Here is a 24,721-nt window from a genome sequence, read left to right as displayed (position 1 = left end):
GGGCGTTTTTGTTACAGTCCGCCAGATTTGAAGGTCTGCGTCGCCGCCGTGCCATTGCCGGCAGGCGTTTTGCGTCCCAGCGTTTCCATACGCACCTGGAAGGGCGGGAAAGGCATCTCAATATTGTGCTCCGCGAAGCCCCGCAGAATGAGCTGATGCAGCTCATGCCGCAGCGGCATGCGATGGCCCATCTCTGCCGCATGCACGCGCAGCTCAAACAGCTGAATACCCTGCTGCAGGTCCACCAGGTAAACTTCCGGCGGCGGCATATCCAGCACGTAGGTGCAGCGCTCGGCCGCCTGTTTGAGTATGGTGGTGGCTTCTTCACTGTTTACGCGCGCCGGCGCCGGTATCGTCAGCACCACACGCGTAACGGAATCTGACAAAGACCAGTTCACAAACTGCTCGGTAATAAACGCTTTATTGGGCACGATAATCTCTTTCCGGTCCCAGTCGGTAATGGTGGTCGCGCGGGTGTTAATACGCGTAATGCTGCCGGTAAGATCGCGAATGGTGACGGTATCGCCGATGCGGATCGGTTTTTCAAACAGGATAATCAGGCCGGAGATAAAGTTGGCAAAAATCTCCTGCAGGCCAAATCCGAGCCCAAGACCCAGTGCAGCGACCAGCCACTGCAGCTTTGACCACTCCACGCCAATCATTGAGAAGCCTATCAGGCCCCCCATCAGCATCAGCGCATATTTGGTCAGCGTTGTAATGGCGTAGCCGGTACCCGGCGCGAGGCTGAGATGCTGCAGCAGCGCCAGCTCCAGCAGCGCAGGCATATTGCGGACCAGCTGCGTGGTGATGATCAGCACCAGAATGGCGATAAGCACCGCACCCAGCGTGATAGGCTGCACGCTCTCAACGCCCTGAACCGTGGTACTGGCATCCCAGAGCGGAATGTTATCGAGGAAGCTAAACGCGGAGTGGATTTCCGACCAGAGCAGGATCACCGATACCAGTGCAATCAGCGTCAGGATAGAGCGCACCAGCCGCAGCGACTGCGCACTGATGGCATCGAGGTCAATCACCGGCTCATCGATTTCAATGGTGTCAGTATTGGTGGCGCTCTGCTGCTCTTTTTCTTCTTCACTGCGGGCGCGATTGGCCAGCATATCAGCGCGACGCTGGCGGGCGCGATCGAACGCAATGCGTCGGCGCTGAATCAGCATCCAGCGGCGAATAATGTGATAAATCACCAGCAGGAAGAACCAGATACAGACTGAGGTTTCCAGGCGAGCCAGCAGCGCCTGGGCGGTTGCCAGATAGCCGATGCAGGATGCAAAAGCGGCCACCAGCGGAATGGCGATCATCAGGTTCCACAGGATGCGATTGACAAAATTATCACCGCTGCCCTCTTTATCAAGATAAAGCGGAATACCGGCGCGCTTCAGGCTGACCGTGACAATGCTCAGTGCACCGCAAATCAGCACAAAACAGAGTCGTCCCAGCGTCGCGGAAAACTGCGGATCTTCCAGATTGCCAAAGGCGATCAGCAGCATGATCAGCGGTACAATCAGCCCAACCGTCAGCGAATAGTAGCGCATGGCGCGCGCCACCCGCGTCTGCGGCCAGCGAAAATGCACGACAAACAGGCCGTCGTGACGGGCAAAGGCGGCGCTGATCATAAACGCCCACAGCAGAGGCAGCGTGGCGGTAATGCCATCCCCTATCGCCACGGCAAACGGATAGGGCCACGCATGCTGCAGGCCATACCCCAGTGCCGCCCAGAGCACCGGCAGCGGCAGCGCCACCAGAATGGACCAGAATACCGTCCGCAGCGTCAGGCTGAAGCGATCCTGTGTCACTTTGCCCACGCGGCTGGCGGCGCGCGCCATAAACGCGTTGTAGTGGCGGCGTGAGCTGATGCTGAAACCCACCAGCAGCACGGCACCCATAATCGGCAGCACCGTTTCGCGACTGGTAAACATCATGGCCAGCGCTTTGCCCATCTGACCCAGCGTATCCAGCGACAGCAGGCGGGTGAGGGCGCTTGCTACCTCAAGGGGATACTTCAGGCCCACCGGACTGACATCTGCCGTCCAGAAGAGGTAACGATGCGTCGCCTCTTTAACTTCGCTGAGCGCATCCTGCAGCTGCGTGTTTGACACCCGCAGCTTAGTGATCTCCAGAATCAGCGTATCGCAGCCGGAGATCAGCGAATTAAGCAGTTCACGCTGGGTGCGCAGCTGCGCGTCCAGGATCCGGCTCTGTTCGCTGGTATAAGGCGTGCCATCTTCCTGCTTCTCTTTACGCAATGTCTGCTGACGCTCGAGCAGTGACTCATAGTGCAGCCGCTGTACCCGCAGCTCGCCCATTTCGCTATCGATCTGCTGTGCTTTTGGCATATCGGGCAGACGGGCTACCTGCGCGCGCAGCGCTTCACCCAGCAAATTAGAGGCGCCCAGCCACTGTGACTGCTCGCGCAGCGTGCTCAGCGCCTGGCGCACCTGCAGCGTCTGATTAGTTGCCAGACGCTGCTGCGAGGCGACCAGATCCATACGCTGCGCCTGCTGATTCAGATCGGCAGAGAGCTGACGATTAATACGCAGCTGCTCGCTAATGGTGGGCGGCAGATCGCCGCTGTTTTCCGCCAGCTGCTCCGTGCGCTCCAGCGCCAGTTCCGCCTCGCGCTGACGCTGATTGTTCAGCTGGCTGCGCAGCGCCTGCAGATAGTTATCCAGCTGCGTGGCTTTCCGCTGATGCACTTCTGCCCGCATGCGGGCCAGCTCCTGACGGTTATTGGCTGAAAGCTGCGCCAGCTCCAGCTCATCCACCCGGGCTTTGCTCGCTGCGCTTTCCGCCTGACGGGCATACACCTGCGCCTGGGCAAGGGGTGACGCGTTGTTTGAAATGCCCTGCGCGCGACGCTCATTCTCCGTCATGGCACGGCGCGCATCAGTCTGCTGCTGCGGCAGCTGCGCCAGCGAGTCGCTGATTTCACGTGCGCGGTCCTGCTCCTGCTGCGCCTGCCGTCCCTCTTCCAGCAGCTGGCTGCTGACCTGGAGTATTTCCTGATCCAGTTCCGCATTGCTCATGTTGCTGCGTACGGGTTTGCTGGTCTCGTTCAGCGTGGCGATCTGCTGGCGCAGTTCGCGTGCCAGCCGGGGAAAATCGTCGATCACCTGCTGATACTGCTTCGCCCGCTCCAGCGAGTCGCTGCGTTCAGAGAGAAAATTGATGGCCGCTTCCAGCGCCTGCACCTGTTCGGTTTGTGCAGGACTGTTTTTAGCGGATTTCGCCTCATCCAGCTCCTGCTGCAGCTGCGTAGTGGAGGGGAGGGAGGCGGCACAGAGAGGGCTGCTGAGCACGAGGCTCAGCAGTAGAACAAGGAAAGCGCGCACGGGAGCAGGTCTCTGATTATTGAGTCAGCGGGGCGCTGTCGCCAGACTGCGGCAGTGCAATAGCCAGCGGCTGGCCGAGACGCGTTTTACTTTCCGTCTCCAGGCTTTCCGCCAGTTTTACCCGGTCAGGAGCGAACAGGTTGATTACGGTTGAACCCAGCTTGAAACGGCCCATTTCCTGACCTTTCAGCAGTACGACCGCACCATCATGTTCGGCAGAAGGATAGCGCCAGCGTTTGATCACACCTTCACGCGGCGGCGTCACGGTTCCTGCCCAGACAGTTTCAATACTGCCGACGATAGTGGCACCCACCAGAATTTGCACCATCGGGCCGTGATCGGTATCAAATACGCAGATAACGCGCTCATTACGCGCAAACAGATTAGGAATATTGCGCGCCGTGAGCGGGTTAACGGAGTAGAGGTCGCCCGGCACGTAGATCATTTCACGCAGAATGCCGTTGCAGGGCATATGCACGCGGTGGTAGTCGCGCGGGGCAAGATAAGTGGTAACGAACTCCCCATCAATAAACTTCTCTGCCAGCTCGTCGTTGCCTGCCAGCAGCGCCTGCAGCGTATAGTAGTGTCCTTTCGCCTGAAAAATCTGATCGCCGGTGATGCGGCCCAGCTGGCTGATCGCGCCATCACACGGCAGCGCCAGCAGCGAGGCGTCAGGATCGACAGGGCGGGCACCCTCTTTCAGCGGGCGGACAAAGAAATCGTTGAACGTGCGATAGCTGCCGGTATGTGGCTTACTGGCTTCCGCCATGTCAACTTTATAGAACCAGACGAAAGCATCAATGACCGCTTTGGTCAGCCAGCCACCGCGGCGACTGGCGCCCCAGCCGGCGAGTTCGGTCAGCGCCTTCTTGGGCAGAATATGATTCAGGCCGAGTTTAAAACGATCAAACACCGTTGCCTCCTGGCTTAATACCTGTGGTTTACGTAAAAAAGGGGGGCGGATTGTAGCAGCGCCCCGGTGAGTTAGCGACTATGTCGTTTTACCGATCAATCTTCATCGGCAGAAAAGTTTTTACGCGTTTTTACCTGCGCCATACTCTCAAGAATACGGTGGTAATTATCAAAGCGCGACGCGTTGATCAGGCCATTCTCTACCGCTTCACGGATTGCGCAGCCGGGATCGGTATCGTGCTTGCAGTCGCGGAACTTACAGCTGCCGAGAAATTCGCGGAATTCGATAAATCCGCGGGTAACCTGTTCCGGCTCAAGGTGCCACAGGCCAAATTCACGCACTCCGGGCGAGTCGATCACATCGCCGCCGTGCGGGCAGTGGTAAAGACGTGAGGCGGTCGTGGTGTGCTGACCCAGTCCGGACACATCCGACACATCATTGGTCAGAATCTCACTGCCGGCAACATCCAGTCCCAGCAGCCGGTTCAGCAGGCTCGATTTACCCACGCCTGACTGGCCGGCAAAAATGCTGACGCGCCCGGTCAGTGCCGCTTCCAGATCTTTCAGGCCATCCTGTGCGTAGCTGGAGACCATCAGCACGCGATAGCCGATATGGCGATAGATATCCATCTGCTCATCAACAAACGCACGCGCGTCACTATCCAGCAGATCGATCTTGTTGAGTACCAGTAACGGCTCAATACCCAGCGTTTCGCTGGCGACCAGATAGCGGTCGATAATATTGAGCGAAAGCTCCGGCAAAATAGCTGACACGATCATGATCTGATCGATATTGGCCGCGATAGGCTTTACGCCGTCATAAAAATCGGGGCGGGTCAGCACGGTTTTACGCTCGTGTACCGCTTCAACGATACCTTTACCGCCATTTTCATTCGCTGCACGCCATACAACGCGATCGCCGGTAACCAGCGAGCGGATAGTGCGGCGGATATTACAGCGATGCACTTCGCCCGCCTGGTCTTCGACATCTGCGTGCATGCCAAAGCGGCTGATCACCACGCCCTCAGACGCATCGCCAAACAGGCTATCATCAGGCTCCGGTTTTTCACTCCGTTGCTGCAGACGACGCTGATGGTTTGCGCTTACGCGACGTTGTTGACCCTTCGACAGTTTATTTTTGCTCACGCATCCTCTCACGCTTTCGCCAGGCTTCGCCCCGCTGGGCAAAACGTCTATGATACACCTTAACGCGGTCGAATGACGACACTGGCAATGGATGGAAAATAGATGACAGCTGGAAACGAAAATAACCTGATCTGGATCGACCTTGAAATGACCGGACTCGATCCGCTTCGCGATCGCATTATTGAGATCGCGACGATCGTTACCGATGCAAACTTAAACGTGCTCGCTGAGGGGCCGGTACTGGCGGTGCATCAGTCTGATGAGCAGCTGGCCCTGATGGATGAGTGGAACGTGCGGACCCATACCGGCAGTGGCCTGGTGGAGCGGGTCAAAACGAGTCAGTATGACGATCGGGCGGCAGAACAAGCCACGCTGGCGTTTCTGCAGCAGTGGGTGCCTGCCAACACTTCACCGATTTGCGGCAACAGTATCGGTCAGGATCGCCGTTTTCTGTTTAACTATATGCCAGAGCTGGAAGCCTACTTCCATTACCGCTATCTGGATGTCAGCACGCTGAAAGAGCTGGCGCGACGCTGGAAACCGCAGATCCTGCCGGGCTTTAAAAAAGCGGGTACGCACCAGGCGCTGGATGATATTCGCGAGTCAATCGCGGAGCTGGCATACTATCGCGAGCATTTTTTACAGCTTTAACGGCCTGAAATGCACAGTAAAGCATCATTTTGTCGATTAAAGCAGCAAACGCGCTGAAAGCGCAAAATTTTGCGATAAGAGGCTTGCGGCAAAAACGAATTCTCGTATAATGCGCACCCCGTACCGATGAAGAATTTCGTGTGGTGCGCAGCAGTAAAGCATCAGCGTTTATCCCTCCGCGTGAAAGTTACGCCGGTTCAGATAGTCGCGATGATGATGCGGGAATAGCTCAGTTGGTAGAGCACGACCTTGCCAAGGTCGGGGTCGCGAGTTCGAGTCTCGTTTCCCGCTCCAGATTTAAAGATGTAGTCAGATACCAATATCAGATGTTTTGCTTTGCCGCATAGCAGCAGGCTGAATATCAACGATAATGCGGGAATAGCTCAGTTGGTAGAGCACGACCTTGCCAAGGTCGGGGTCGCGAGTTCGAGTCTCGTTTCCCGCTCCAGAATCTGTTTTGTAGTAACCTCTTTGCGGGAATAGCTCAGTTGGTAGAGCACGACCTTGCCAAGGTCGGGGTCGCGAGTTCGAGTCTCGTTTCCCGCTCCAGTTTTCTTATTCACGATTGTTTCCTGCCTGCGGGCGTCATCAGACATTAAGCACTGCTTTTGCTCTTTCTGCAGTCTGCGTTGTTCTGAACATTACACACGCTGTGTCAGCGTCGATATTGCCGATGGTTTGCTGCATACCGCTGCAAGTTATCCACAATTTGTCCGCACCTGAAAGGCGGCGTTATACCCATCATGCAAAACCCTTTTAAACAGAGTTATCCACAAGCTCTGGCTCGACACCTGCGCGTTATTCAGCAAATATAAGTTTACAATTTACATTCAAGTAATTGTTTTTATTATATAAATCACTATTTCATTATGTTAATGGTCTCTATAGACCACGCATGCCTGTGCGTCACTATTTTTATGAAAAAATCTTATGCACAGCGTGTGGACAAGCCTGTGTGCAGCAGATGCGCTCAATCATGCATCACGTGTCAGACCCTTTTCCACGGCGCGGACTAAACGCAGCGTTTTCGCAGGCTGCACCTCAATAACTTCAGCTGCGCGCTTCTGCTGCTGCTGATCCAGCGCCCAGTCAATATGCTCATCCAGCAGCGGATCTTCACCGCGTCGCTGCTGCAGCGCCGCCACGCATTCAGCTGACCAGGGGGCATTGCCCAGCGCCACGGCAATGTTGCGCAGCCAGCGCAGATGACCGATTCGCCGGATTGCCGAGCCTTCCGTCACGCGCAGAAAACGCGCTTCGTCCCAGCCAAACAGCGCGGTCAGCTCTGGCGCATGCAGTACCGCACGCGGTGAAAAGTCCGCTTCATCCGTCAGCTGGCTGTAGCGGTTCCAGGGACAGATCAGCTGGCAGTCATCACAGCCATAAATACGGTTGCCGATGAGCGGACGCAACGCTTCAGGGATGGCGCCTTCCAGCTCAATGGTGAGGTAGGAGATACAGCGCCGCGCATCCACAACATAGGGCTCAACAATGGCCCCGGTCGGGCAGATCGTCATGCAGGCGACGCAGCGGCCACACTGCTCCTCCTGGGGAGCATCCACCGGCAGCGGCAGATCGATCAGCAGTTCACCAAGGAAAAACCATGAGCCCGCTTCACGATTCAGAATCAGTGAATGTTTTCCGGTCCAGCCGAGGCCCGCTTTCGCCGCCAGCTGCCGCTCCATTACGGGAGCGGAATCCACAAACGGGCGAAAATTGAGTTCACTGCAGTGCGCCTGGATCATTTCTCCGAGCTTTTTCAGACGATTGCGCAATACTTTGTGATAGTCGCGACCCAGCGCATAGCGGCTGACGTAGCCAAGCTGAGGATTTTTCAGGGTTTGGGCAAAAGCCGCTTTTGCGGGCAGATAGTTCATGCGGACGCTGATCACCCGCAGCGTGCCGGGCAACAGTTCATGCGGACGCGCACGCATCATGCCGTGGCGCGCCATCCATGCCATCTCACCGTGATACTGCTTGTCCAGCCACGCCTGTAGCTTTGGCTCTTCAGCACGTAAATCGGTGTCGCAGATGCCGACCTGCTGAAAGCCGAGGTCGCGCCCCCACTGTTTAATCTGTTGAGCAAGCTGTTGAAGATCGAGAGGGTATGACATGAGAAACCAGGCAGTTGATGCAAACGCGCGCAGTTTACCACACTCTGTCTGGCCTGCGCAGGCCATGGCGCAGCTGGAGCAGGATGCAGCAGACAGCCTGGGGCTGACGCTTTATGAACTGATGCAGCGCGCCGGTCAGGCGAGCTTTACCCTGGCGCGTCAGAGCTGGCCAGAGGCCGGACACTGGCTGATCCTGTGCGGCCACGGCAACAACGGCGGTGATGGCTACGTCATTGCGCGGCTGGCTCAGGCAGCCGGTATGGCGGTCACGCTGCTGGCGTGTGAGGGCAGCAGGCCGCTGCCTGATGAAGCACGGCAGGCGCGTGAAGCCTGGCTGGACGCAGGCGGCGAGATTCATGCCGCAGACAGCCCGTGGCCGGAGCAGGTCGATTTGATTGTGGACGCGCTGCTGGGCACCGGCCTCAGCCGCGCGCCAGCGGCACCTTATGCACCCCTGATTGAAGCGATCAATCAGCACACCGCGCCGGTACTCGCTATCGACGTGCCGTCCGGCTTACTGGCGACGACCGGTGCCACGCCAGGTGCGGCGGTTGTCGCCAGTCGCACGCTGAGCATGATTGCGCTGAAGCCGGGTCTGCTGACGGGAAAAGCACGCGATCATGTCGGTGAGCTGCACTGCGATACGCTGGGCCTTGATGCCTGGCTCAGCGGGCAACAGGCGCCTGTCCGGCGCTATGCAGCGGAGCACCTGACGCGCTGGCTTAAACCGCGCCAGGCGACCTCGCATAAAGGCGATCACGGACAGCTGCTGATTATTGGCGGCGACAGCGGTACTGCCGGCGCCATCCGTATGACCGGCGAGGCGGCACTACGCAGCGGTGCCGGACTGGTGCGCGTGCTGACGCAGGCTGATAATATCGGTCCGCTTATTACCGCACGTCCTGAGCTGATGGTTGATGCATTTACGCGCGAAAAACTGCATAACGCGCTGGCGTGGGCGGACGTCGTGGCGATTGGGCCGGGTATGGGACAACGCGACTGGGCACAGCAGGCGCTGCAGCAGGTCGCGGCCTGTGAAAAGCCCATGCTTTGGGATGCAGATGCGCTTAACCTGCTGGCAATCAATCCGGATAACCGTCAGAATCGCATCATTACGCCGCATCCCGGCGAAGCGGCCCGGCTGCTCGGAGTAAAAACCAGTGAGATCGAGCACGATCGCCTGCAGGCCGCGCAGAACCTGGCCCGGCGTTATGGCGGAGTCGTGGTTCTGAAAGGCGCCGGTACGGTCATTGCCAGCGCCGCGGGCGATATTGCCATTGCTGATGTCGGTAACGCCGGTATGGCGTCGGGCGGCATGGGCGATACGCTGAGCGGTATCATTGCGGCCCTGCTGGGCCAGCAGCTTTCGCTGTTTGAAGCCGCCTGTGCGGGCTGCGTGGTACACGGCGCAGCGGCCGATGCAGTTGCCCGCCAGCACGGAACGCGCGGTATGTTAGCCACTGATTTGTTTGAGCAACTGTGGCAGTTTGTTAATCCAGAGATGATGCAATAATAACGCATGAAAACCTGTGTAATTTCTTTGCCCGATGAGGCGGCAACCCTGAAAATGGGTGCGGAACTGGCTCGCGTTTGCAGCAGCGCGGCGGTTATTTATCTGTATGGCGATCTGGGCGCCGGTAAAACGACGTTCAGCCGCGGCTTTCTGCAGGCGCTCGGTCATCAGGGCAACGTTAAAAGCCCGACCTATACGCTGGTTGAGCCCTATGAAATTGGCGATCGTACCCTCTATCATTTCGACCTCTATCGCCTGGCCGATCCGGAAGAGCTGGAGTTTATGGGTATCCGCGACTATTTCAGCGGTGAGGCGCTCTGTCTGGTTGAATGGCCGCAGCAGGGCGCAGGCTTTCTGCCCGAGCCCGATCTGTCACTGACGCTGCGTTATGCAGAAACGGGGCGTGAAGCAGAAATCACGGCGGTTTCCGCACACGGCGCCGTGCTGCTGGAGCAGATGCAGCAGGGAGATCCGGCATGAAGCCACGGATAAAAAGCATCGTGCTGGTCGTGCTCTGCCTGTTTTCCGCTACGTCATTTGCCGCCACGCTTTCAGATATTAAAGTTGAGAACGGGGCGAATCAGGCAACGGTGACGCTCAGCTTCAACGGCCAGCCGGTATACGGTTTTTTTCCGCTGCATAACCCTGACCGGGTGGTGCTGGATATTCGCCAGAGCGGCACGATCAAAGGACTGCCGCTGAGCTTCAGCGGTGAAAACATCGTGCAGCGCATTCGCAACAGCCAGCCTAAAGATGCCCAGAGCATCCGGCTGGTATTTGATTTAAACCAGTCCACTAAAACGCGCGCTGCGACGCAGCGTGACGGCAATAATTATCGCGTGGTGTTTACCCTGCGCGGCACCCGGCCGGTAAACCGCAGCAGCACCGCAGCCGCGCCTGTTACCGCTGCGCGCCAGAGCGCCAGCGTAGCCAGCAGCCAGGGCAATCCGTTTGATGGCAATCCGGTCACCGCGGTGACCAACAGCAACACCACGATACGTCCGGGCGGCGCGGTTACCCTTAACGATGCGGTGATTGTGGCCATTGACGCCGGTCATGGCGGGCAGGATCCGGGGGCGATGGGGCAGCGCGGGCTGCGGGAAAAAAACGTTACTATCGCCATTGCACGCAAGCTTAAAGCGCTGCTGGATCGGGATCCGATGTTTAAACCGGTGCTGACGCGCAACGGCGATTACTTTATCTCGGTGATGGGACGTTCAGAGGTTGCCCGCAAAGAGAACGCCAATTTGCTGGTCTCTATTCACGCCGATGCGGCGCCAAACCACTCGGCAACCGGCGCTTCCGTCTGGGTGCTGTCAAACCGGCGCGCCAATAACGAAATGGCAAACTGGCTGGAGCAGAAAGAGAAACAGTCTGAGCTGCTGGGCGGAGCGGGCGATCTGCTGGCGAACAGCCAGGCCGATCCCTATCTCAGCCAGGCGGTGCTGGATCTGCAGTTTGGCCACTCACAGCGCGTCGGTTATGACGTAGCGGTCAAAGTTCTGCAGCAGTTACGCGGCATCACGCCGCTGCATAAACGGTTGCCGGAGCACGCCAGCCTTGGCGTGTTGCGTTCACCCGATATTCCATCTTTACTGGTTGAAACCGGCTTTATCAGTAACGCCGGGGAGGAGCGGCTGCTTGGCAGCAGTGCGTACCAGGAAAAAATTGCGCTGGCGATCCATAAAGGCCTGCGCAGTTATTTCCTCGCACATCCGTTACAGTCCGTCCCAAAGCAGGAAAACCGGCCGCTGGACAGCGCACCAGCGGTTAGCGTCGCCAGCAATCCCGCCAGCGGAACCGTACAGTATACGGGCGTGACGCAGCGCCACACGGTAACGCGCGGCGAAACGCTGTCGGGAATCGCCGCAAAGTATGGGGTCAGCATGGCGACGCTGCGCGATCTCAACAACCTGAAGCGCGACGTGGTCTGGGTGGGGCAGCGCCTGAAAGTACCTGCCGGCAGCCGCGTCAGCACGACGGCTGCACGCCCGGTGCGCCACAAAGTGGTTCGCGGTGATTCGCTGACGGCCATTGCCGTGCGTTACGGCGTGAGTCCGAAAGCGATTATGCAGGCCAATAATATGAAGTCAGACAATGTAATGCTGGGACAGAATTTAAAAATTCCTCAATCCTGATCGCTGGCCTTCGGGCCAGCAAGCTACAAGGATCACCACCATGCCTATACAGATTTTACCGCCGCAGCTGGCAAACCAGATTGCCGCTGGCGAAGTGGTTGAGCGTCCGGCATCGGTTGTAAAAGAGCTGGTGGAGAACAGCCTCGATGCCGGCGCAACGCGTATCGATATCGATATTGAAAAAGGCGGAGCCCGGCTGATTCGCATTCGCGATAATGGCTGCGGTATTCCCAAAGCAGAGCTGGCGATGGCGCTGGCGCGTCACGCTACCAGTAAAATTGCGTCGCTGGACGATCTCGAAGCGATAGCCAGCCTCGGCTTTCGCGGTGAAGCGCTGGCCAGCATCAGTTCAGTTTCCCGTCTGACGCTGACCTCACGCACCGCCGATCAGCAGGAAGCGTGGCAGGCGTACGCCGAAGGGCGTGATATGCAGGTCACCGTTAAGCCGGCGGCCCATCCGGTGGGAACCTCGCTGGAGGTGCTGGATCTGTTCTACAATACGCCGGCCCGGCGCAAATTTATGCGCACGGAAAAAACGGAGTTCACCCATATTGATGAAGTGATCCGTCGCATTGCGCTGGCGCGTTTTGACGTCGCGATTTCGCTCACGCACAACGGTAAACTGGTGCGTCAGTACCGCGGCGTGACGCAGACGTCGCAACAGGAACGACGTCTGGGCGCGATCTGCGGTACGGCATTTATGCAGCATGCGCTGCGTATCGACTGGCAGCATGACGATCTCGCGCTACGCGGCTGGGTAGCCGATCCGGCTGGCGCGCGGCAAACTCCGGATCTGCAATATTGCTACGTCAACGGGCGTATGATGCGCGACAAGCTGATCAACCATGCTATCCGTCAGGCCTGGCAGGACCAGGGGGGCGACGATCAGCAGCCTGCCTATGTACTCTATCTGGAGATCGACCCGCATCAGGTTGATGTCAACGTTCATCCTGCCAAGCATGAAGTGCGCTTTCACCAGTCGCGACTGGTGCATGACTTTATCTGGCAGGGCGTGATGAGCGTGCTGCAGGCGAGCCGCAGTGCGGAACTGCCGGAAGTCGCGGCAAGAGAGCCTGCTGCACCGTGGCAGCCAGAGAACCGCCAGGCTGCCGGCGGTAACCATTTTGCTCAGCCTGCCGCTGCGCCATCCCGACATGATGACGAAGCCGCCAGCTCGCGGGATCGTGCGCCCGCCCGCAGCGGAAACGCGGGCGCAGGCTGGCAGCATAAAGAACCCGCGTACCGCGCCCGTGAGGGCGCTGCGTATCAGCAGCTGCTGAAAACGCCCTCTGCCGCGCCCGCGGCACCGACACCGGCTCCGGCAGCCCCACAGAGAACGCGCGAGCCCACAGCTGGTGCACCGCTGGCCGCGCACGCGCAGAGTTTTGGCCGCGTGCTCAGCGTCGTCCGCGAGCGCTATGCGCTGCTGGAGCGGGGCGCAGCGCTCCAGCTACTCTCGCTGTCCGTCGCTTCGCGCTGGCTAAAGCAGGCGCAGCTTCAGCCGGGGGAGGAGGGGCTGCGGCCGCAGCCGCTGCTGATACCGGTACGCCTGAAAATTGCCGCCAGTGAGCAGGAGGTTATTACCACCCGGGCTGCGCTGCTGCAGCAGATGGGTATTGATTTGCAGCGGGATGGGCAGCATGTCACCCTGCGCGCAGTGCCTTTACCGTTAAGAACACAAAATTTACAAATCTTGATTCCAGAACTGTTAGGCTACCTGGCCCGGCAGCAAGAGGTTTCTGCGTCCATGCTGGCTCAGTGGCTGGCACGTCGTGAGGATGCAGAGGAGCCACACTGGAATCACTCGCAGGCGATTGCGCTACTGGCGGAGCTGGAACGGCTCTGTCCGCAGCTGCTGAAGTCGCCGCCTTCAGGTCTGTTACAGACCCTGGATATTGAGAGCGCGATTAACGCGTTAAAGCATGAGTGAACTAAACCAGGCTGGCCGGCCAAAGGCTATTTTTTTGATGGGGCCAACCGCCTCCGGCAAAACCGCGCTGGCCATTGCATTACGCCAGCAGCTGCCGGTAGAGCTGATTAGCGTTGACTCCGCCCTGATCTATCGCGGGATGGATATAGGAACAGCAAAACCTTCAGCTGAAGAGCAGGCGCTGGCTCCTCACCGTCTGCTGGACATACGCGATCCGGCGGAGAGTTATTCTGCCGCTGAATTTCGTCGCGATGCGCTGGCAGAAATGGCGGAGATTACCCGGGAAGGTAAAATTCCGCTGCTTGTTGGTGGAACCATGCTCTACTTTAAGGCGTTGCTTGAAGGATTGTCGCCGCTGCCCCCGGCCGATCCGCAAATACGTCAGCAAATAGAGCAAACGGCGGCTGAACAAGGGTGGGAAACCCTGCACCGCCAGCTGTGTGAAATCGATCCGGTCGCCGGCAGTCGTATTCATCCGAATGATCCGCAGAGACTTTCGCGAGCACTGGAAGTTTTTTTTATTTCGGGTAAAACTTTAACGGAACTGACAAAAACGTCCGGTGAAGCGCTACCCTACGATGTGCACCAGTTTGCGATCGCTCCGGCGCATCGTGAAATGCTGCACCAGCGCATTGCAATGCGTTACGACCAGATGTTAGCGTCAGGCTTTGAGGCGGAGGCTCGTGCCCTTTTTGCGCGAGGTGATTTGCATACGGATATGCCTTCCATTCGTTGTGTCGGTTATCGCCAGATGTGGTCTTATCTTTCAGGCGAAATCAGCTATGACGATATGGTTTATCGGGGAATTTGCGCCACCCGGCAGTTAGCCAAGCGCCAGATGACCTGGTTACGAGGCTGGGAAGGTGTGCACTGGTTAGACAGTGATGCGCCTGAAACAGCCCGCGACACGGTACTTCAGGTAGTTAGTGCTAAGCAGGGCTGATTGTGTACAATTGATCGGTTAGCGTGCGCAAATTTTTACGCAGTTTTTCTGAACCACGGTTCTTAAGTAACAAACAACAAGCATATAAGGAAAAGATAGAATGGCTAAGGGGCAATCATTACAAGACCCGTTTCTGAACGCACTGCGTCGTGAACGTGTTCCGGTTTCGATTTATCTGGTGAACGGCATTAAGCTGCAGGGACAAATTGAGTCTTTCGATCAGTTCGTTATTTTACTGAAAAACACAGTGAGCCAGATGGTGTATAAGCACGCCATCTCTACCGTGGTTCCTTCGCGTCCGGTTTCGCATCACAGTAATAATGCGGGCGGCGGCGGTAGCAGTAACTACCACCACGGCGGAAGCAATCAGAGCGCTCAATCGCAGCCACAACAAGACGGTGATAGCGCAGAGTAAGTTTGCGTAGCCGTAAAGCCAGGGCCGGGGAGCAATCAGGTTTTCCCGTCCTGGTTATTTTATTTTAGCGAGGTTATAGCTTGTTTGACCGTTATGATGCCGGTGAGCAGGCCGTACTGGTACACATCTGGTTCTCCCAAGACAAAGAGCTGGAAGATTTGCAGGAGTTTGAAACTCTTGTCTCTTCTGCGGGCGTCGATGCACTGCAGGTCATTACCGGCAGTCGTAAAGCGCCACATCCCAAATATTTTGTCGGTGAAGGAAAGGCAGTTGAAATTGCCGATGCGGTAAAAGCGAGTGGAGCATCGGTCGTATTATTCGATCATGCCTTATCTCCTGCTCAGGAACGTAATCTCGAGCGTCTGTGCGAATGTCGTGTTATCGATCGCACCGGCTTAATTCTCGACATCTTTGCGCAGCGCGCCCGTACCCATGAAGGGAAATTACAGGTCGAGCTGGCGCAGCTACGCCATCTGGCCACCCGCCTGGTGCGCGGCTGGACACACCTTGAACGTCAGAAAGGCGGCATCGGACTACGTGGACCCGGTGAAACTCAGCTGGAAACTGACCGGCGCTTGCTGCGCGGTCGCATCAGCCAGATCCTGTCGCGGCTTGAGCGTGTTGAAAAGCAGCGTGAACAGGGACGTCAGGCGCGTGCCAAAGCTGATGTGCCTACTGTTTCGCTGGTGGGTTACACCAACGCCGGAAAATCCACCCTGTTTAACGCGGTAACGTCTGCCAATGTGTATGCGGCGGATCAGCTGTTTGCCACGCTCGATCCAACCCTGCGCCGTCTTAATGTCGCCGACGTAGGCGAGGTGGTGCTGGCCGATACCGTCGGTTTTATCCGCCATCTTCCGCACGATCTGGTCGCGGCGTTTAAAGCAACGCTGCAGGAGACCCGCCAGGCAACTCTGCTGCTGCACGTCATCGATGCCGCTGATTTACGCGTTACCGACAACATTGACGCCGTAAATGAAGTGCTGGCTGAAATTGAGGCGGATGAGATCCCCTCGCTGCTGGTTATGAACAAAATCGATATGCTGGATGGGTTTGAACCGCGTATCGATCGCGATGAAGAGCAGCGCCCGACGCGCGTATGGCTCTCAGCGCAAAACGGCGTCGGTCTGGAGCTATTGTGGCAGGCGCTCTCAGAACGGCTGGCAGGTGAGATTGCGCAGTATGAACTGCGTTTGCCACCTGAAGCAGGACGTCTGCGTAGCCGCTTTTACCAGCTGCAGGCGATAGAAAAAGAGTGGAATGAAGAAGATGGCAGTACGGGTTTGCAGGTGCGTATGCCGATTATCGACTGGCATCGCTTATGCAAACAGGAGCCGTTGCTAACCAGTTATATTGTTTGATATTGCCCAAACGCCTTTATCTGACACATGAGAATGGTGCTGTAAGTATGACTGCAGGCTGTCTGCGCCGGAACAGGGTTTCGCGGGCGCAACGTCAACTGCGCGCATGACCGGATGCTTACCTCTGTAGCGGATCCGGCGGCGGGCAGGCAGTTCACCACGCGGCGGCAGGCGACGTGAAAGGTAAAACACGTAAATACAATAAATGGAGTAGAAACATGGCGTGGAATCAGCCCGGAAATAACGGACAGGACCGCGACCCGTGGGGAAGCAGCAATAATCAAGGCGGCAACTCTGGGGGGAATAAAGGAGGGCGCGAGCAGGGGCCTCCCGATCTGGATGATATCTTCCGTAAGCTGAGTAAAAAACTCGGCGGACTGGGCGGTGGCAAACAGAACGATAACGGTCAGCGCAGCGGCGGTAGCGGTGGCAAACTGGTTGGCATTGCAGGCGCAGCCGTAGTGATTATCTGGGCGGCAAGCGGCTTCTACACCATCAAAGAAGCGGAACGCGGTGTTGTAACCCGTTTTGGCAAATTCAGTCATCTGGTTGAGCCTGGCCTCAACTGGAAGCCGACATTTATTGATAACGTACGCGCTGTCAACGTTGAAGCCGTGCGCGAGCTGGCTGCATCAGGCGTGATGCTGACATCCGATGAAAACGTGGTACGCGTTGAGATGAACGTCCAGTATCGCGTGACCGATCCGGAGCGCTATCTCTATGCAGTAACCAGCGCGGATGACAGCCTGCGTCAGGCCACCGACAGCGCGCTGCGTGGCGTGATTGGTCGTTCCACCATGGATCGCATTCTGACCGAAGGGCGTACCGTGGTGCGTAGCGATACGCAGCGTGAGATTGACGAAACGATTCGCCCCTACAATATGGGGATCACCCTGCTTGACGTAAACTTCCAGGCGGCGCGTCCACCGGAAGAGGTAAAAGCCGCGTTTGATGATGCGATCGCCGCACGCGAAAACCGTGAGCAGTATGTGCGTGAAGCAGAAGCCTATGCCAACGAAGTGCAGCCGCGTGCCAACGGTCAGGCGCAGCGTATTCTGGAAGAAGCGCGAGCGTACAAAGAGCGTACCGTACTGGAAGCGCAGGGTGAGGTTGCCCGTTTTGCGCGTCTGCTGCCGGAGTACAAGGCGGCCCCGCAAATTACCAAAGAGCGCCTCTATATCGAAACCATGGAGCGCGTGCTGAGTCATACGCGTAAAGTGCTGGTTAACGATCGTGGCAACAACCTGATGGTACTGCCGCTGGATCAACTGCTGCGCAACGGCCAGTCAGGCAGCCAGAGCGGTCAGAACAACACTAACCTGATGAAATTGCCTTCGTCGCCAGGCAACAGTGCCGATCGTAACGGTAACTCATCTTATAGTCCGGACAGCATCATGGACCAGCGTCGCGCAAACGCGCTGCGCAACGATAGCCAGCGTGAAGGGAGGGAGTAACCGATGCGTAAGCCAATCATCGCCGTAATTATCGTAGTGCTGGTGGTGCTGTACGCGTCACTGTTTGTTGTGCAGGAGGGCCAGCGCGGTATCGTGCTGCGTTTTGGTAAAGTCCTGCGCGACGACGAGAATAAGCCACAGGTTTATTCGCCGGGTCTGCACTTTAAAATTCCATTCATTGAAACCGTGAAATCGCTGGATGCACGTATTCAGACCATGGATAACCAGGCCGATCGCTTTGTCACCAAAGAGAAGAAAGATCTGATCGTCGACTCTTATATCAAGTGGCGTATCAGCGACTTCAGCCGCTACTACCTGGCAACGGGCGGTGGCGATATCTCTCAGGCTGAGGTGCTGCTGAAACGTAAGTTCAGCGACCGCCTGCGTTCAGAAATGGGCCGTCTCGATGTGAAAGATATCGTGACCGATTCGCGTGGCCGTCTGACCACTGACGTACGCGATGCGCTGAACACGGGCAGCGCGGGTAACGATGATGAAGTTCAGACGCCGGCAGCAGATGATGCCATCGCCAGCGCTGCCGCACGCGTTGAGCGCGAAACCAATAGCAGCGAGCCTGCGCCAAATCCAAACAGTATGGCGGCGCTGGGTATTCAGGTTGTTGATGTGCGTATTAAGCAGATCAACCTGCCAACTGAAGTCTCTGACGCTATCTACAACCGTATGCGCGCCGAGCGTGAAGCGGTTGCCCGTAGCCAGCGTTCACAGGGGCAGGAAGAGGCAGAAAAACTGCGTGCGCAGGCTGATTACCAGGTAACCCGTACGCTGGCTGAAGCGCAGCGTCAGGCGCTGATCTCGCGCGGTGAAGGGGATGGTGAAGCCGCCAAGCTGTTCGCCGATGCCTTCAGTCAGGATCCTGATTTCTATGCGTTCATTCGCAGCCTGCGGGCGTATGAAAACAGCTTTGCGGATAATCAGGACGTCATGGTGCTGAGCCCGGATAGCGATTTCTTCCGCTATATGAAAGCACCGACCAACGTTTCACGATAAGCGCTTATAAAGCCAGGGCCGACACTGATGTCGGCCCTTTTTTTTGGATAACGTATGAATTCAACCATCTGGATGGCGCTTGCGCTGGTGCTGATACTGGAAGGCGCAGGGCCGATGTTAATGCCGCGACTCTGGCGGCGCATGATCCTTTCTCTGACGCAGCTGCCTGACCGCCTGCTGCATCGTTTTGGCGGTGGACTGGTTGTAGCGGGCGTGGTGATTTACTGCCTGTTCAGCCAGCATATGCAGGGATAATCGCGCCGCTTACCGGTTAAGTTGTGCCTGTCGGGCCGAGCCTCCCCAACATGTTGTGAGCTGAACAAAAGGCAGGCAAAAAACAGCGCAAACGTGTGCTAAAAGTGCTGAAACTGTGAAAAACCGATGGTAGAATCCATTTTTAAGCAATCGGTGATTTTAGAAATGGGTAAGAACGTCGTCGTACTGGGCACCCAATGGGGTGACGAAGGTAAAGGTAAAATCGTAGACCTTCTGACTGAACGCGCTAATTATGTGGTGCGTTACCAGGGTGGCCACAATGCAGGCCATACACTTGTCATCAACGGTGAAAAAACCGTCCTCCACTTAATTCCTTCTGGCATCCTGCGTGAAAATGTTACCAGCATCATTGGTAACGGGGTGGTATTGTCACCTGAAGCGCTGATGAAAGAGATGAATGGTCTGGAAGCGCGCGGTGTGCCGGTACGTGAACGTCTGCTGATTTCTGAAGCCTGCCCGCTGATCCTGCAATATCACGTTGCAATGGATCTGGCACGCGAAAAAGCGCGCGGTGCCAAAGCGATCGGTACCACGGGCCGCGGTATCGGGCCTGCCTATGAAGATAAAGTGGCGCGTCGCGGCCTGCGGGTCAGCGATCTGTTCAACAAAGAGACCTTTGCAGCCAAGCTGAAAGAGATTGTTGATTTCTACAACTTCCAGCTGGTGAACTACTACAAAACCGATGCCGTTGACTACGAAAAAGTGCTGAGCGACGTGATGGCCGTAGCGGACATCCTGACCAGCATGGTAGTGGACGTATCCGATCTGCTGGATGGCGCGCGCAAGCGTGGCGATCTGATCATGTTTGAAGGTGCGCAGGGTACCCTGCTGGATATCGACCACGGTACTTACCCCTATGTGACTTCCTCTAACACCACCGCAGGCGGCGTGGCAACCGGCTCCGGTATCGGTCCGCGCTATGTCGACTACGTGCTGGGTATCGTGAAAGCCTACTCCACTCGCGTCGGAGCGGGTCCGTTCCCGACCGAGCTGTTTGATGAGACCGGTGAGTTTCTGTGCAAGCAGGGCAATGAGTTTGGTGCCACTACCGGCCGCCGTCGCCGTACCGGCTGGCTTGATGCGGTTGCTGTACGCCGTGCCGTACAGATTAACTCGCTTTCCGGCTTCTGCATGACCAAACTGGACGTGCTGGATGGCCTGAAAGAGGTTAAAATCTGTGTCGGCTACCGTATGCCGGATGGCCGCGAGATGACCACTACGCCGCTGGCAGCTGAAGGCTGGGAAGGTATCGAACCGATTTACGAAACTCTGCCTGGCTGGAGTGAGACCACCTTTGGTGTCAAAACCGTAGAGGGTCTGCCGCAGGCCGCACGCGATTACATCAAGCGTGTCGAAGAAGTAACCGGTGTGCCGGTTGATATTATCTCAACGGGCCCGGACCGTAGTGAGACCATGATTCTGCGCGATCCGTTCGACGCATAATCTTCTCAGGCCGGACATGTTCCGGCCTCTGTTTATCCGCTGTCTGCTTCCGCTCACTCTGTTTTTTTCGGCTCAGGACCACACGGGCATGAAAAAAGCGCTCCGGGTTTTTCCGCACTGGTTTATCATCATTGTTAATCGAAGCGCGCAGCTGGCGCTAAAACTAAAAAATCTGATGGTTTACTGAGGTATATGTGCAGCTAACAAGTTTTACCGATTATGGTCTGCGCGCACTGATTTACATGGCTACGCTGCCCGAGGGCAGGCAGACTAACATTACTGAAGTCACCGATACTTACGGCGTATCGCGTAACCATATGGTAAAAATCATCAATCAACTGAGCCGGGCCGGCTTTGTAGCTGCTACACGCGGCAAAAACGGCGGAATTCGTTTAGGTATGGACCCGGAAAAAATTATTATTGGCGACGTTGTCAGAAAGATGGAGCCGCTGCAGTTAGTTAACTGTGACACCTGCGCCATCACCCCAGCCTGCCGCTTACGTAAGGCGCTTAATGACGCCGTGCAGTTATTTTTGCAGGAGCTGGATAACTATACGCTGGCCGATCTGGTAAGAAACAACGATTCGCTCTACCACATCCTATTGTCCGAACCGCCGGTGGCAATCCACTCCAAATGACATCGGAGGAACCTAATGTCAAAAGATCCTTTTCAGGACAGAGAAGCTGAAAAATATGATAACCCGATCCCCAGCCGCGAATTTATTCTCGGGCTGCTGGAGCAGCGGGAAAAACCAGCCAGCCGCGAAGAGATTGCGGGGGCGTTAAACATCACCAGTGAAGATCAGCTGGAGGCGCTGCGCCGTCGTCTGCGCGCAATGGAGCGTGACGGTCAGCTGGTCTTTACCCGTCGTCAGTGCTATGCGCTGCCGGAACGCCTCGACCTGCTGCGCGGCAAAGTGATTGGCCATCGTGACGGCTACGGCTTTTTACGCGCTGAAGGGCAAAAAGATGACTTCTATCTTTCCGCCGAACAGATGAAATTCTGCCTGCATGGCGACGTGATCCTGGCGCAGCCAGGCGGTGCCGATCGTAAAGGTCGCCGTGAAGCGCGCGTGGTGCGGGTGCTTGAACCGCGCAACAGCCAGATTGTCGGCCGCTACTTTACCGATGCCGGCACGGGCTTCGTGGTGCCGGACGATAGCCGTCTGAGCTTTGATATTCTTATTCCGCAGGACGCAACGCTTGATGCCCGGATGGGCTCTGTTGTCGTGGTCGAGATTGTGCAGCGCGCCACGCGCCGCACCAAAGCTATCGGTAAAGTCACCGAAATCCTCGGCGACAATATGGGCACCGGTCTGGCAGTTGATATGGCGCTGCGTACGCATGAAATTCCGCACACCTGGCCGGAAGAGGTCGAAAGAGAGATTGCGAAGCTGAAAGAAGAGGTGCCGGAAGCGGCGAAGCAGGGACGTATCGATCTGCGTCAGCTGCCGCTGGTTACCATTGATGGCGAAGATGCCCGCGACTTCGATGATGCCGTCTACTGCGAGAAAAAGCGCGGTGGTGGCTGGCGCCTGTGGGTAGCGATCGCTGACGTAAGTTACTACGTGCGGCCGGGTACGGCGCTGGATGACGAAGCGCATCAGCGCGGAACATCAGTCTACTTCCCGTCGCAGGTCGTGCCGATGCTGCCTGAGATCCTCTCCAACGGCCTCTGCTCGCTGAATCCGCAGGTTGACCGCCTTTGCATGGTCTGTGAGATGACTATCTCTGCCAGCGGTAAACTGACCGGCTATAAGCATTATGAAGCGGTGATGAACTCACACGCGCGACTGACCTATAACAAAGTCTGGAATATCCTGCAGGGTAATCCCGAGCTGCGTGAGCAGTATGCGGCACAGGTAAAACATCTCGAAGAGCTGCACGCTATGTACGAGGTGCTGGAAACCGCACGCGAGCAGCGCGGTGGCATCTCATTTGAAACGGAAGAAGCGAAGTTTATCTTCAACGCTGAGCGCCGTATTGAGCGCGTTGAGCGCACGGTACGTAACGACGCGCATAAACTTATCGAAGAGTGCATGATCCTCGCTAACATTGCGTCTGCCCGCTTTGTGGAGAAACACCAGGAGCCGGCGCTGTTCCGCGATCACGATCGTCCGAGTGAAGACAGCATCACCAGTTTCCGCACCGTACTGAGCGAGCTGGGTCTGAGCCTGCCGGGCGGCGCAAAACCGCAGCCTGTGGACTACGCCGAACTGCTGGATCAGATCGCCGAGCGTCCGGATGCTGAGATGCTGCAGACCATGCTGCTGCGCTCCATGAAACAGGCGGTCTACGATCCGGAAAACCGCGGACACTTTGGTCTGGCGCTGGCTTCTTACGCCCACTTTACTTCGCCGATCCGCCGCTATCCGGATCTGCTGCTGCACCGGGCGATTAAATATCTGCTGGCAAAAGAGCAGGGCATGGAAAACGGTATCACTACGCCGAACGGCGGCTACCACTATGATATGCAGCAGATGCTGCAGCTGGGTCAGCACTGTTCGATGACCGAGCGCCGCGCTGATGAAGCGACGCGCGACGTTGCTGACTGGCTGAAGTGCGACTTCATGCAGGATCAGGTGGGCAATGTGTTTAACGGCGTGATCTCCAGCGTGACCGGCTTTGGCTTCTTTGTGCGGCTGAGCGATCTGTTCATCGATGGCCTGGTGCATGTCTCCACGCTGGATAACGACTACTATCGCTTTGATGCCGTCGGACAGCGTCTGATCGGCGAGTCGGGCGGCCGTACCTATCGTCTTGGCGATGCGGTGGAAGTGCGCGTGGATGCGGTGCACATGGATGAGCGTAAAATCGATTTTGCACTGATCTCCAGCAAGCGCGTGCCGCGTGGCGAAGGCAAAACCGCGCGGGAACGCGAGAAGCGCAGCGGCAAACCTGCCACAAAGCGCCGTCGCGACGCGGGTAAAAAAGGCAACTTTGAACCGGATGCGGCTTTCCGTGGTGAAAAGAAACCGGCTGCTGCGCAGAAAAGTGAGAAAAAAGGCAATAAAGTCTCTGAGAAAACCCGTAAAATCGCCGCCGCCACTAAGGCTAAGCGGGCATCAAAAAAAAGCAGCGCGACCTGATGGTCACCGGATTGTCCTGACAGGCAATCCGGGTATGCTTTACGCGCTGTACCGGATGCGCCGCCGCGCGCATCCTGAACCCGGATCTCAGCGATCGCTGTTCTAACCCAATCTTGAGCAAAATAATGAGCGAAATAGTTTTTGGCATTCATGCCGTGCAGGCGCTGCTGGAGCGCGACCCCCAGCGTTTTCAGGAAGTTTTCATTCTCAAAGGGCGCGACGATCGCCGCCTGCAGCCGCTGATTGCCGCACTGGAAGCTCAGGGTATTGTGATCCAGCTGGCTAACCGCCAGTGGCTCGATGCACAGGTAGAGGGCGGCGTGCATCAGGGCATCGTGGCGCGTATCAAACCGGGTAAAAATTACCAGGAGGGCGATCTGCCCGATCTGCTGCAGTCGCTGGAGAAACCGTTTCTGCTGATCCTCGACGGCGTAACCGATCCACACAACCTGGGTGCCTGCCTACGCAGTGCTGACGCGGCGGGTGTTCATGCGGTCATCGTGCCGAAAGATCGTGCTGCACCGCTTAACGCCACGGCAAAAAAAGTCGCCAGCGGCGCTGCGGAAAACGTTCCGCTCATTCGCGTCACTAACCTGGCGCGCACTATGCGACTGCTGCAGGAATACAACATCTGGATCGTTGGCACTGCCGGTGAGGCGGATCATACGGTTTATCAGAGCAAAATGACCGGTCCGCTGGCGCTGGTGATGGGGGCGGAGGGCGAAGGTATGCGCCGCCTGACGCGCGAACACTGCGATGAGCTGATCAGCATTCCGATGGCAGGCAGCGTCTCTTCGCTGAACGTCTCGGTGGCGACCGGCGTCTGCCTGTTTGAAGCCGTGCGCCAGCGCCAGGCGTGATCGGCACCGCAAAATATCAACAAGCGCTTTTCCCTCCTGTACGGCTCTCCTGAATAATTCAGACAGAGCAGGCTGCCAGACGGTTACTCTGCCTGGCAGCCTCGTCGCTATGATGCGTTAT

The 24,721-nt window shown here is 57.1% G+C and carries 19 protein-coding genes and 3 tRNA genes; 18 read left to right on the top strand and 4 right to left on the bottom strand.

Annotated elements, in window-relative coordinates:
* Positions 1–11: 11 nt before the first annotated feature.
* The 3 genes from mscM to rsgA all read right to left on the bottom strand — a co-directional run bounded on the left by mscM (position 12) and on the right by rsgA (position 5,405).
* Complete coding sequence (mscM, locus tag DBY66_RS09605) at positions 12–3,347, bottom strand: miniconductance mechanosensitive channel MscM (RefSeq protein ID WP_071669169.1); 3,336 nt, start codon at positions 3,345–3,347, stop codon at positions 12–14.
* Positions 3,348–3,363: 16 nt separating this feature from the next.
* Positions 3,364–4,260: an archaetidylserine decarboxylase gene (gene asd / locus DBY66_RS09600; protein WP_108569959.1), complete on the bottom strand. Its 897-nt coding sequence runs from the start codon at positions 4,258–4,260 to the stop codon at positions 3,364–3,366.
* Between the two features lie 95 nt (positions 4,261–4,355).
* Positions 4,356–5,405: a small ribosomal subunit biogenesis GTPase RsgA gene (rsgA, locus tag DBY66_RS09595; RefSeq protein WP_039380655.1), complete on the bottom strand. Its 1,050-nt coding sequence runs from the start codon at positions 5,403–5,405 to the stop codon at positions 4,356–4,358.
* Between the two features lie 102 nt (positions 5,406–5,507).
* Between rsgA and orn the strand changes: the two genes are divergently transcribed.
* From orn to DBY66_RS09575, 4 genes are all read left to right on the top strand, one after another.
* Positions 5,508–6,056: an oligoribonuclease gene (gene orn / locus DBY66_RS09590; protein ID WP_039380653.1), complete on the top strand. Its 549-nt coding sequence runs from the start codon at positions 5,508–5,510 to the stop codon at positions 6,054–6,056.
* 218 nt (positions 6,057–6,274) lie between these two features.
* Positions 6,275–6,350: transfer RNA gene (locus DBY66_RS09585), tRNA-Gly, on the top strand.
* Positions 6,351–6,428: 78 nt separating this feature from the next.
* A tRNA-Gly gene (locus DBY66_RS09580) sits at positions 6,429–6,504 on the top strand.
* A 25-nt stretch (positions 6,505–6,529) separates the two neighbouring features.
* Positions 6,530–6,605, top strand: a tRNA-Gly gene (locus DBY66_RS09575).
* A 425-nt stretch (positions 6,606–7,030) separates the two neighbouring features.
* On the opposite strand, the gene queG is transcribed toward DBY66_RS09575, so the two are convergent.
* Positions 7,031–8,170 carry a tRNA epoxyqueuosine(34) reductase QueG gene (queG, locus tag DBY66_RS09570; protein ID WP_104085379.1) on the bottom strand — a complete coding sequence of 380 codons (1,140 nt, stop codon included), beginning with the start codon at positions 8,168–8,170 and terminating at the stop codon, positions 7,031–7,033.
* Here queG and nnr point away from each other — a divergent pair.
* The 14 genes from nnr to rlmB all read left to right on the top strand — a co-directional run bounded on the left by nnr (position 8,169) and on the right by rlmB (position 24,600).
* Positions 8,169–9,683: a bifunctional ADP-dependent NAD(P)H-hydrate dehydratase/NAD(P)H-hydrate epimerase gene (nnr, locus tag DBY66_RS09565; RefSeq protein ID WP_071669171.1), complete on the top strand. Its 1,515-nt coding sequence runs from the start codon at positions 8,169–8,171 to the stop codon at positions 9,681–9,683. The genes queG and nnr overlap by 2 nt on opposite strands.
* Positions 9,684–9,689: 6 nt before the next feature.
* On the top strand, positions 9,690–10,163 hold the full coding sequence (tsaE, locus tag DBY66_RS09560) for a tRNA (adenosine(37)-N6)-threonylcarbamoyltransferase complex ATPase subunit type 1 TsaE (protein ID WP_108569958.1): 474 nt from the start codon (positions 9,690–9,692) through the stop codon (positions 10,161–10,163).
* On the top strand, positions 10,160–11,821 hold the full coding sequence (gene amiB / locus DBY66_RS09555) for an N-acetylmuramoyl-L-alanine amidase AmiB (RefSeq protein ID WP_108569957.1): 1,662 nt from the start codon (positions 10,160–10,162) through the stop codon (positions 11,819–11,821). The genes tsaE and amiB overlap by 4 nt, the downstream gene beginning before the upstream one ends.
* Positions 11,822–11,861: 40 nt before the next feature.
* Positions 11,862–13,751, top strand: a complete 1,890-nt coding sequence (gene mutL, locus DBY66_RS09550; protein ID WP_108569956.1) for a DNA mismatch repair endonuclease MutL — start codon at positions 11,862–11,864, stop codon at positions 13,749–13,751.
* Positions 13,744–14,694, top strand: a complete 951-nt coding sequence (miaA, locus tag DBY66_RS09545) for a tRNA (adenosine(37)-N6)-dimethylallyltransferase MiaA (RefSeq protein WP_094112182.1) — start codon at positions 13,744–13,746, stop codon at positions 14,692–14,694. Before mutL ends, miaA begins: the two co-directional genes overlap by 8 nt.
* Before the next feature lie 100 nt (positions 14,695–14,794).
* Positions 14,795–15,109, top strand: coding sequence for an RNA chaperone Hfq (hfq, locus tag DBY66_RS09540; protein WP_039380637.1), 315 nt, complete (start codon positions 14,795–14,797; stop codon positions 15,107–15,109).
* 80 nt (positions 15,110–15,189) lie between these two features.
* Complete coding sequence (gene hflX / locus DBY66_RS09535; RefSeq protein WP_104085381.1) at positions 15,190–16,470, top strand: ribosome rescue GTPase HflX; 1,281 nt, start codon at positions 15,190–15,192, stop codon at positions 16,468–16,470.
* 218 nt (positions 16,471–16,688) lie between these two features.
* Positions 16,689–17,924 carry an FtsH protease activity modulator HflK gene (gene hflK, locus DBY66_RS09530; protein ID WP_108569955.1) on the top strand — a complete coding sequence of 412 codons (1,236 nt, stop codon included), beginning with the start codon at positions 16,689–16,691 and terminating at the stop codon, positions 17,922–17,924.
* Positions 17,925–17,927: 3 nt separating this feature from the next.
* Positions 17,928–18,932 (top strand): protease modulator HflC, encoded by a 1,005-nt coding sequence (gene hflC / locus DBY66_RS09525; RefSeq protein ID WP_039380630.1) that lies wholly within the window; start codon positions 17,928–17,930, stop codon positions 18,930–18,932.
* Positions 18,933–18,986: 54 nt separating this feature from the next.
* Positions 18,987–19,187: a DUF2065 family protein gene (locus DBY66_RS09520; protein WP_039380628.1), complete on the top strand. Its 201-nt coding sequence runs from the start codon at positions 18,987–18,989 to the stop codon at positions 19,185–19,187.
* Between the two features lie 165 nt (positions 19,188–19,352).
* On the top strand, positions 19,353–20,651 hold the full coding sequence (locus DBY66_RS09515; RefSeq protein WP_071669175.1) for an adenylosuccinate synthase: 1,299 nt from the start codon (positions 19,353–19,355) through the stop codon (positions 20,649–20,651).
* A gap of 194 nt (positions 20,652–20,845) precedes the next feature.
* Positions 20,846–21,289: a nitric oxide-sensing transcriptional repressor NsrR gene (gene nsrR, locus DBY66_RS09510; protein WP_039380624.1), complete on the top strand. Its 444-nt coding sequence runs from the start codon at positions 20,846–20,848 to the stop codon at positions 21,287–21,289.
* A 15-nt stretch (positions 21,290–21,304) separates the two neighbouring features.
* Complete coding sequence (rnr, locus tag DBY66_RS09505) at positions 21,305–23,740, top strand: ribonuclease R (RefSeq protein ID WP_039380621.1); 2,436 nt, start codon at positions 21,305–21,307, stop codon at positions 23,738–23,740.
* A 125-nt stretch (positions 23,741–23,865) separates the two neighbouring features.
* Positions 23,866–24,600, top strand: coding sequence for a 23S rRNA (guanosine(2251)-2'-O)-methyltransferase RlmB (gene rlmB / locus DBY66_RS09500; protein ID WP_039380618.1), 735 nt, complete (start codon positions 23,866–23,868; stop codon positions 24,598–24,600).
* Positions 24,601–24,721: the final 121 nt, after the last annotated feature.

It is taken from the genome of Pantoea sp. RIT413 (assembly GCF_003057675.2).
Taxonomy (GTDB): Bacteria; Pseudomonadota; Gammaproteobacteria; order Enterobacterales; family Enterobacteriaceae; genus Pantoea; species Pantoea eucrina.
The sequence above is the reverse complement of the archived record's forward strand: the minus strand, read 5'-3'. Positions and strand labels throughout refer to the sequence as shown.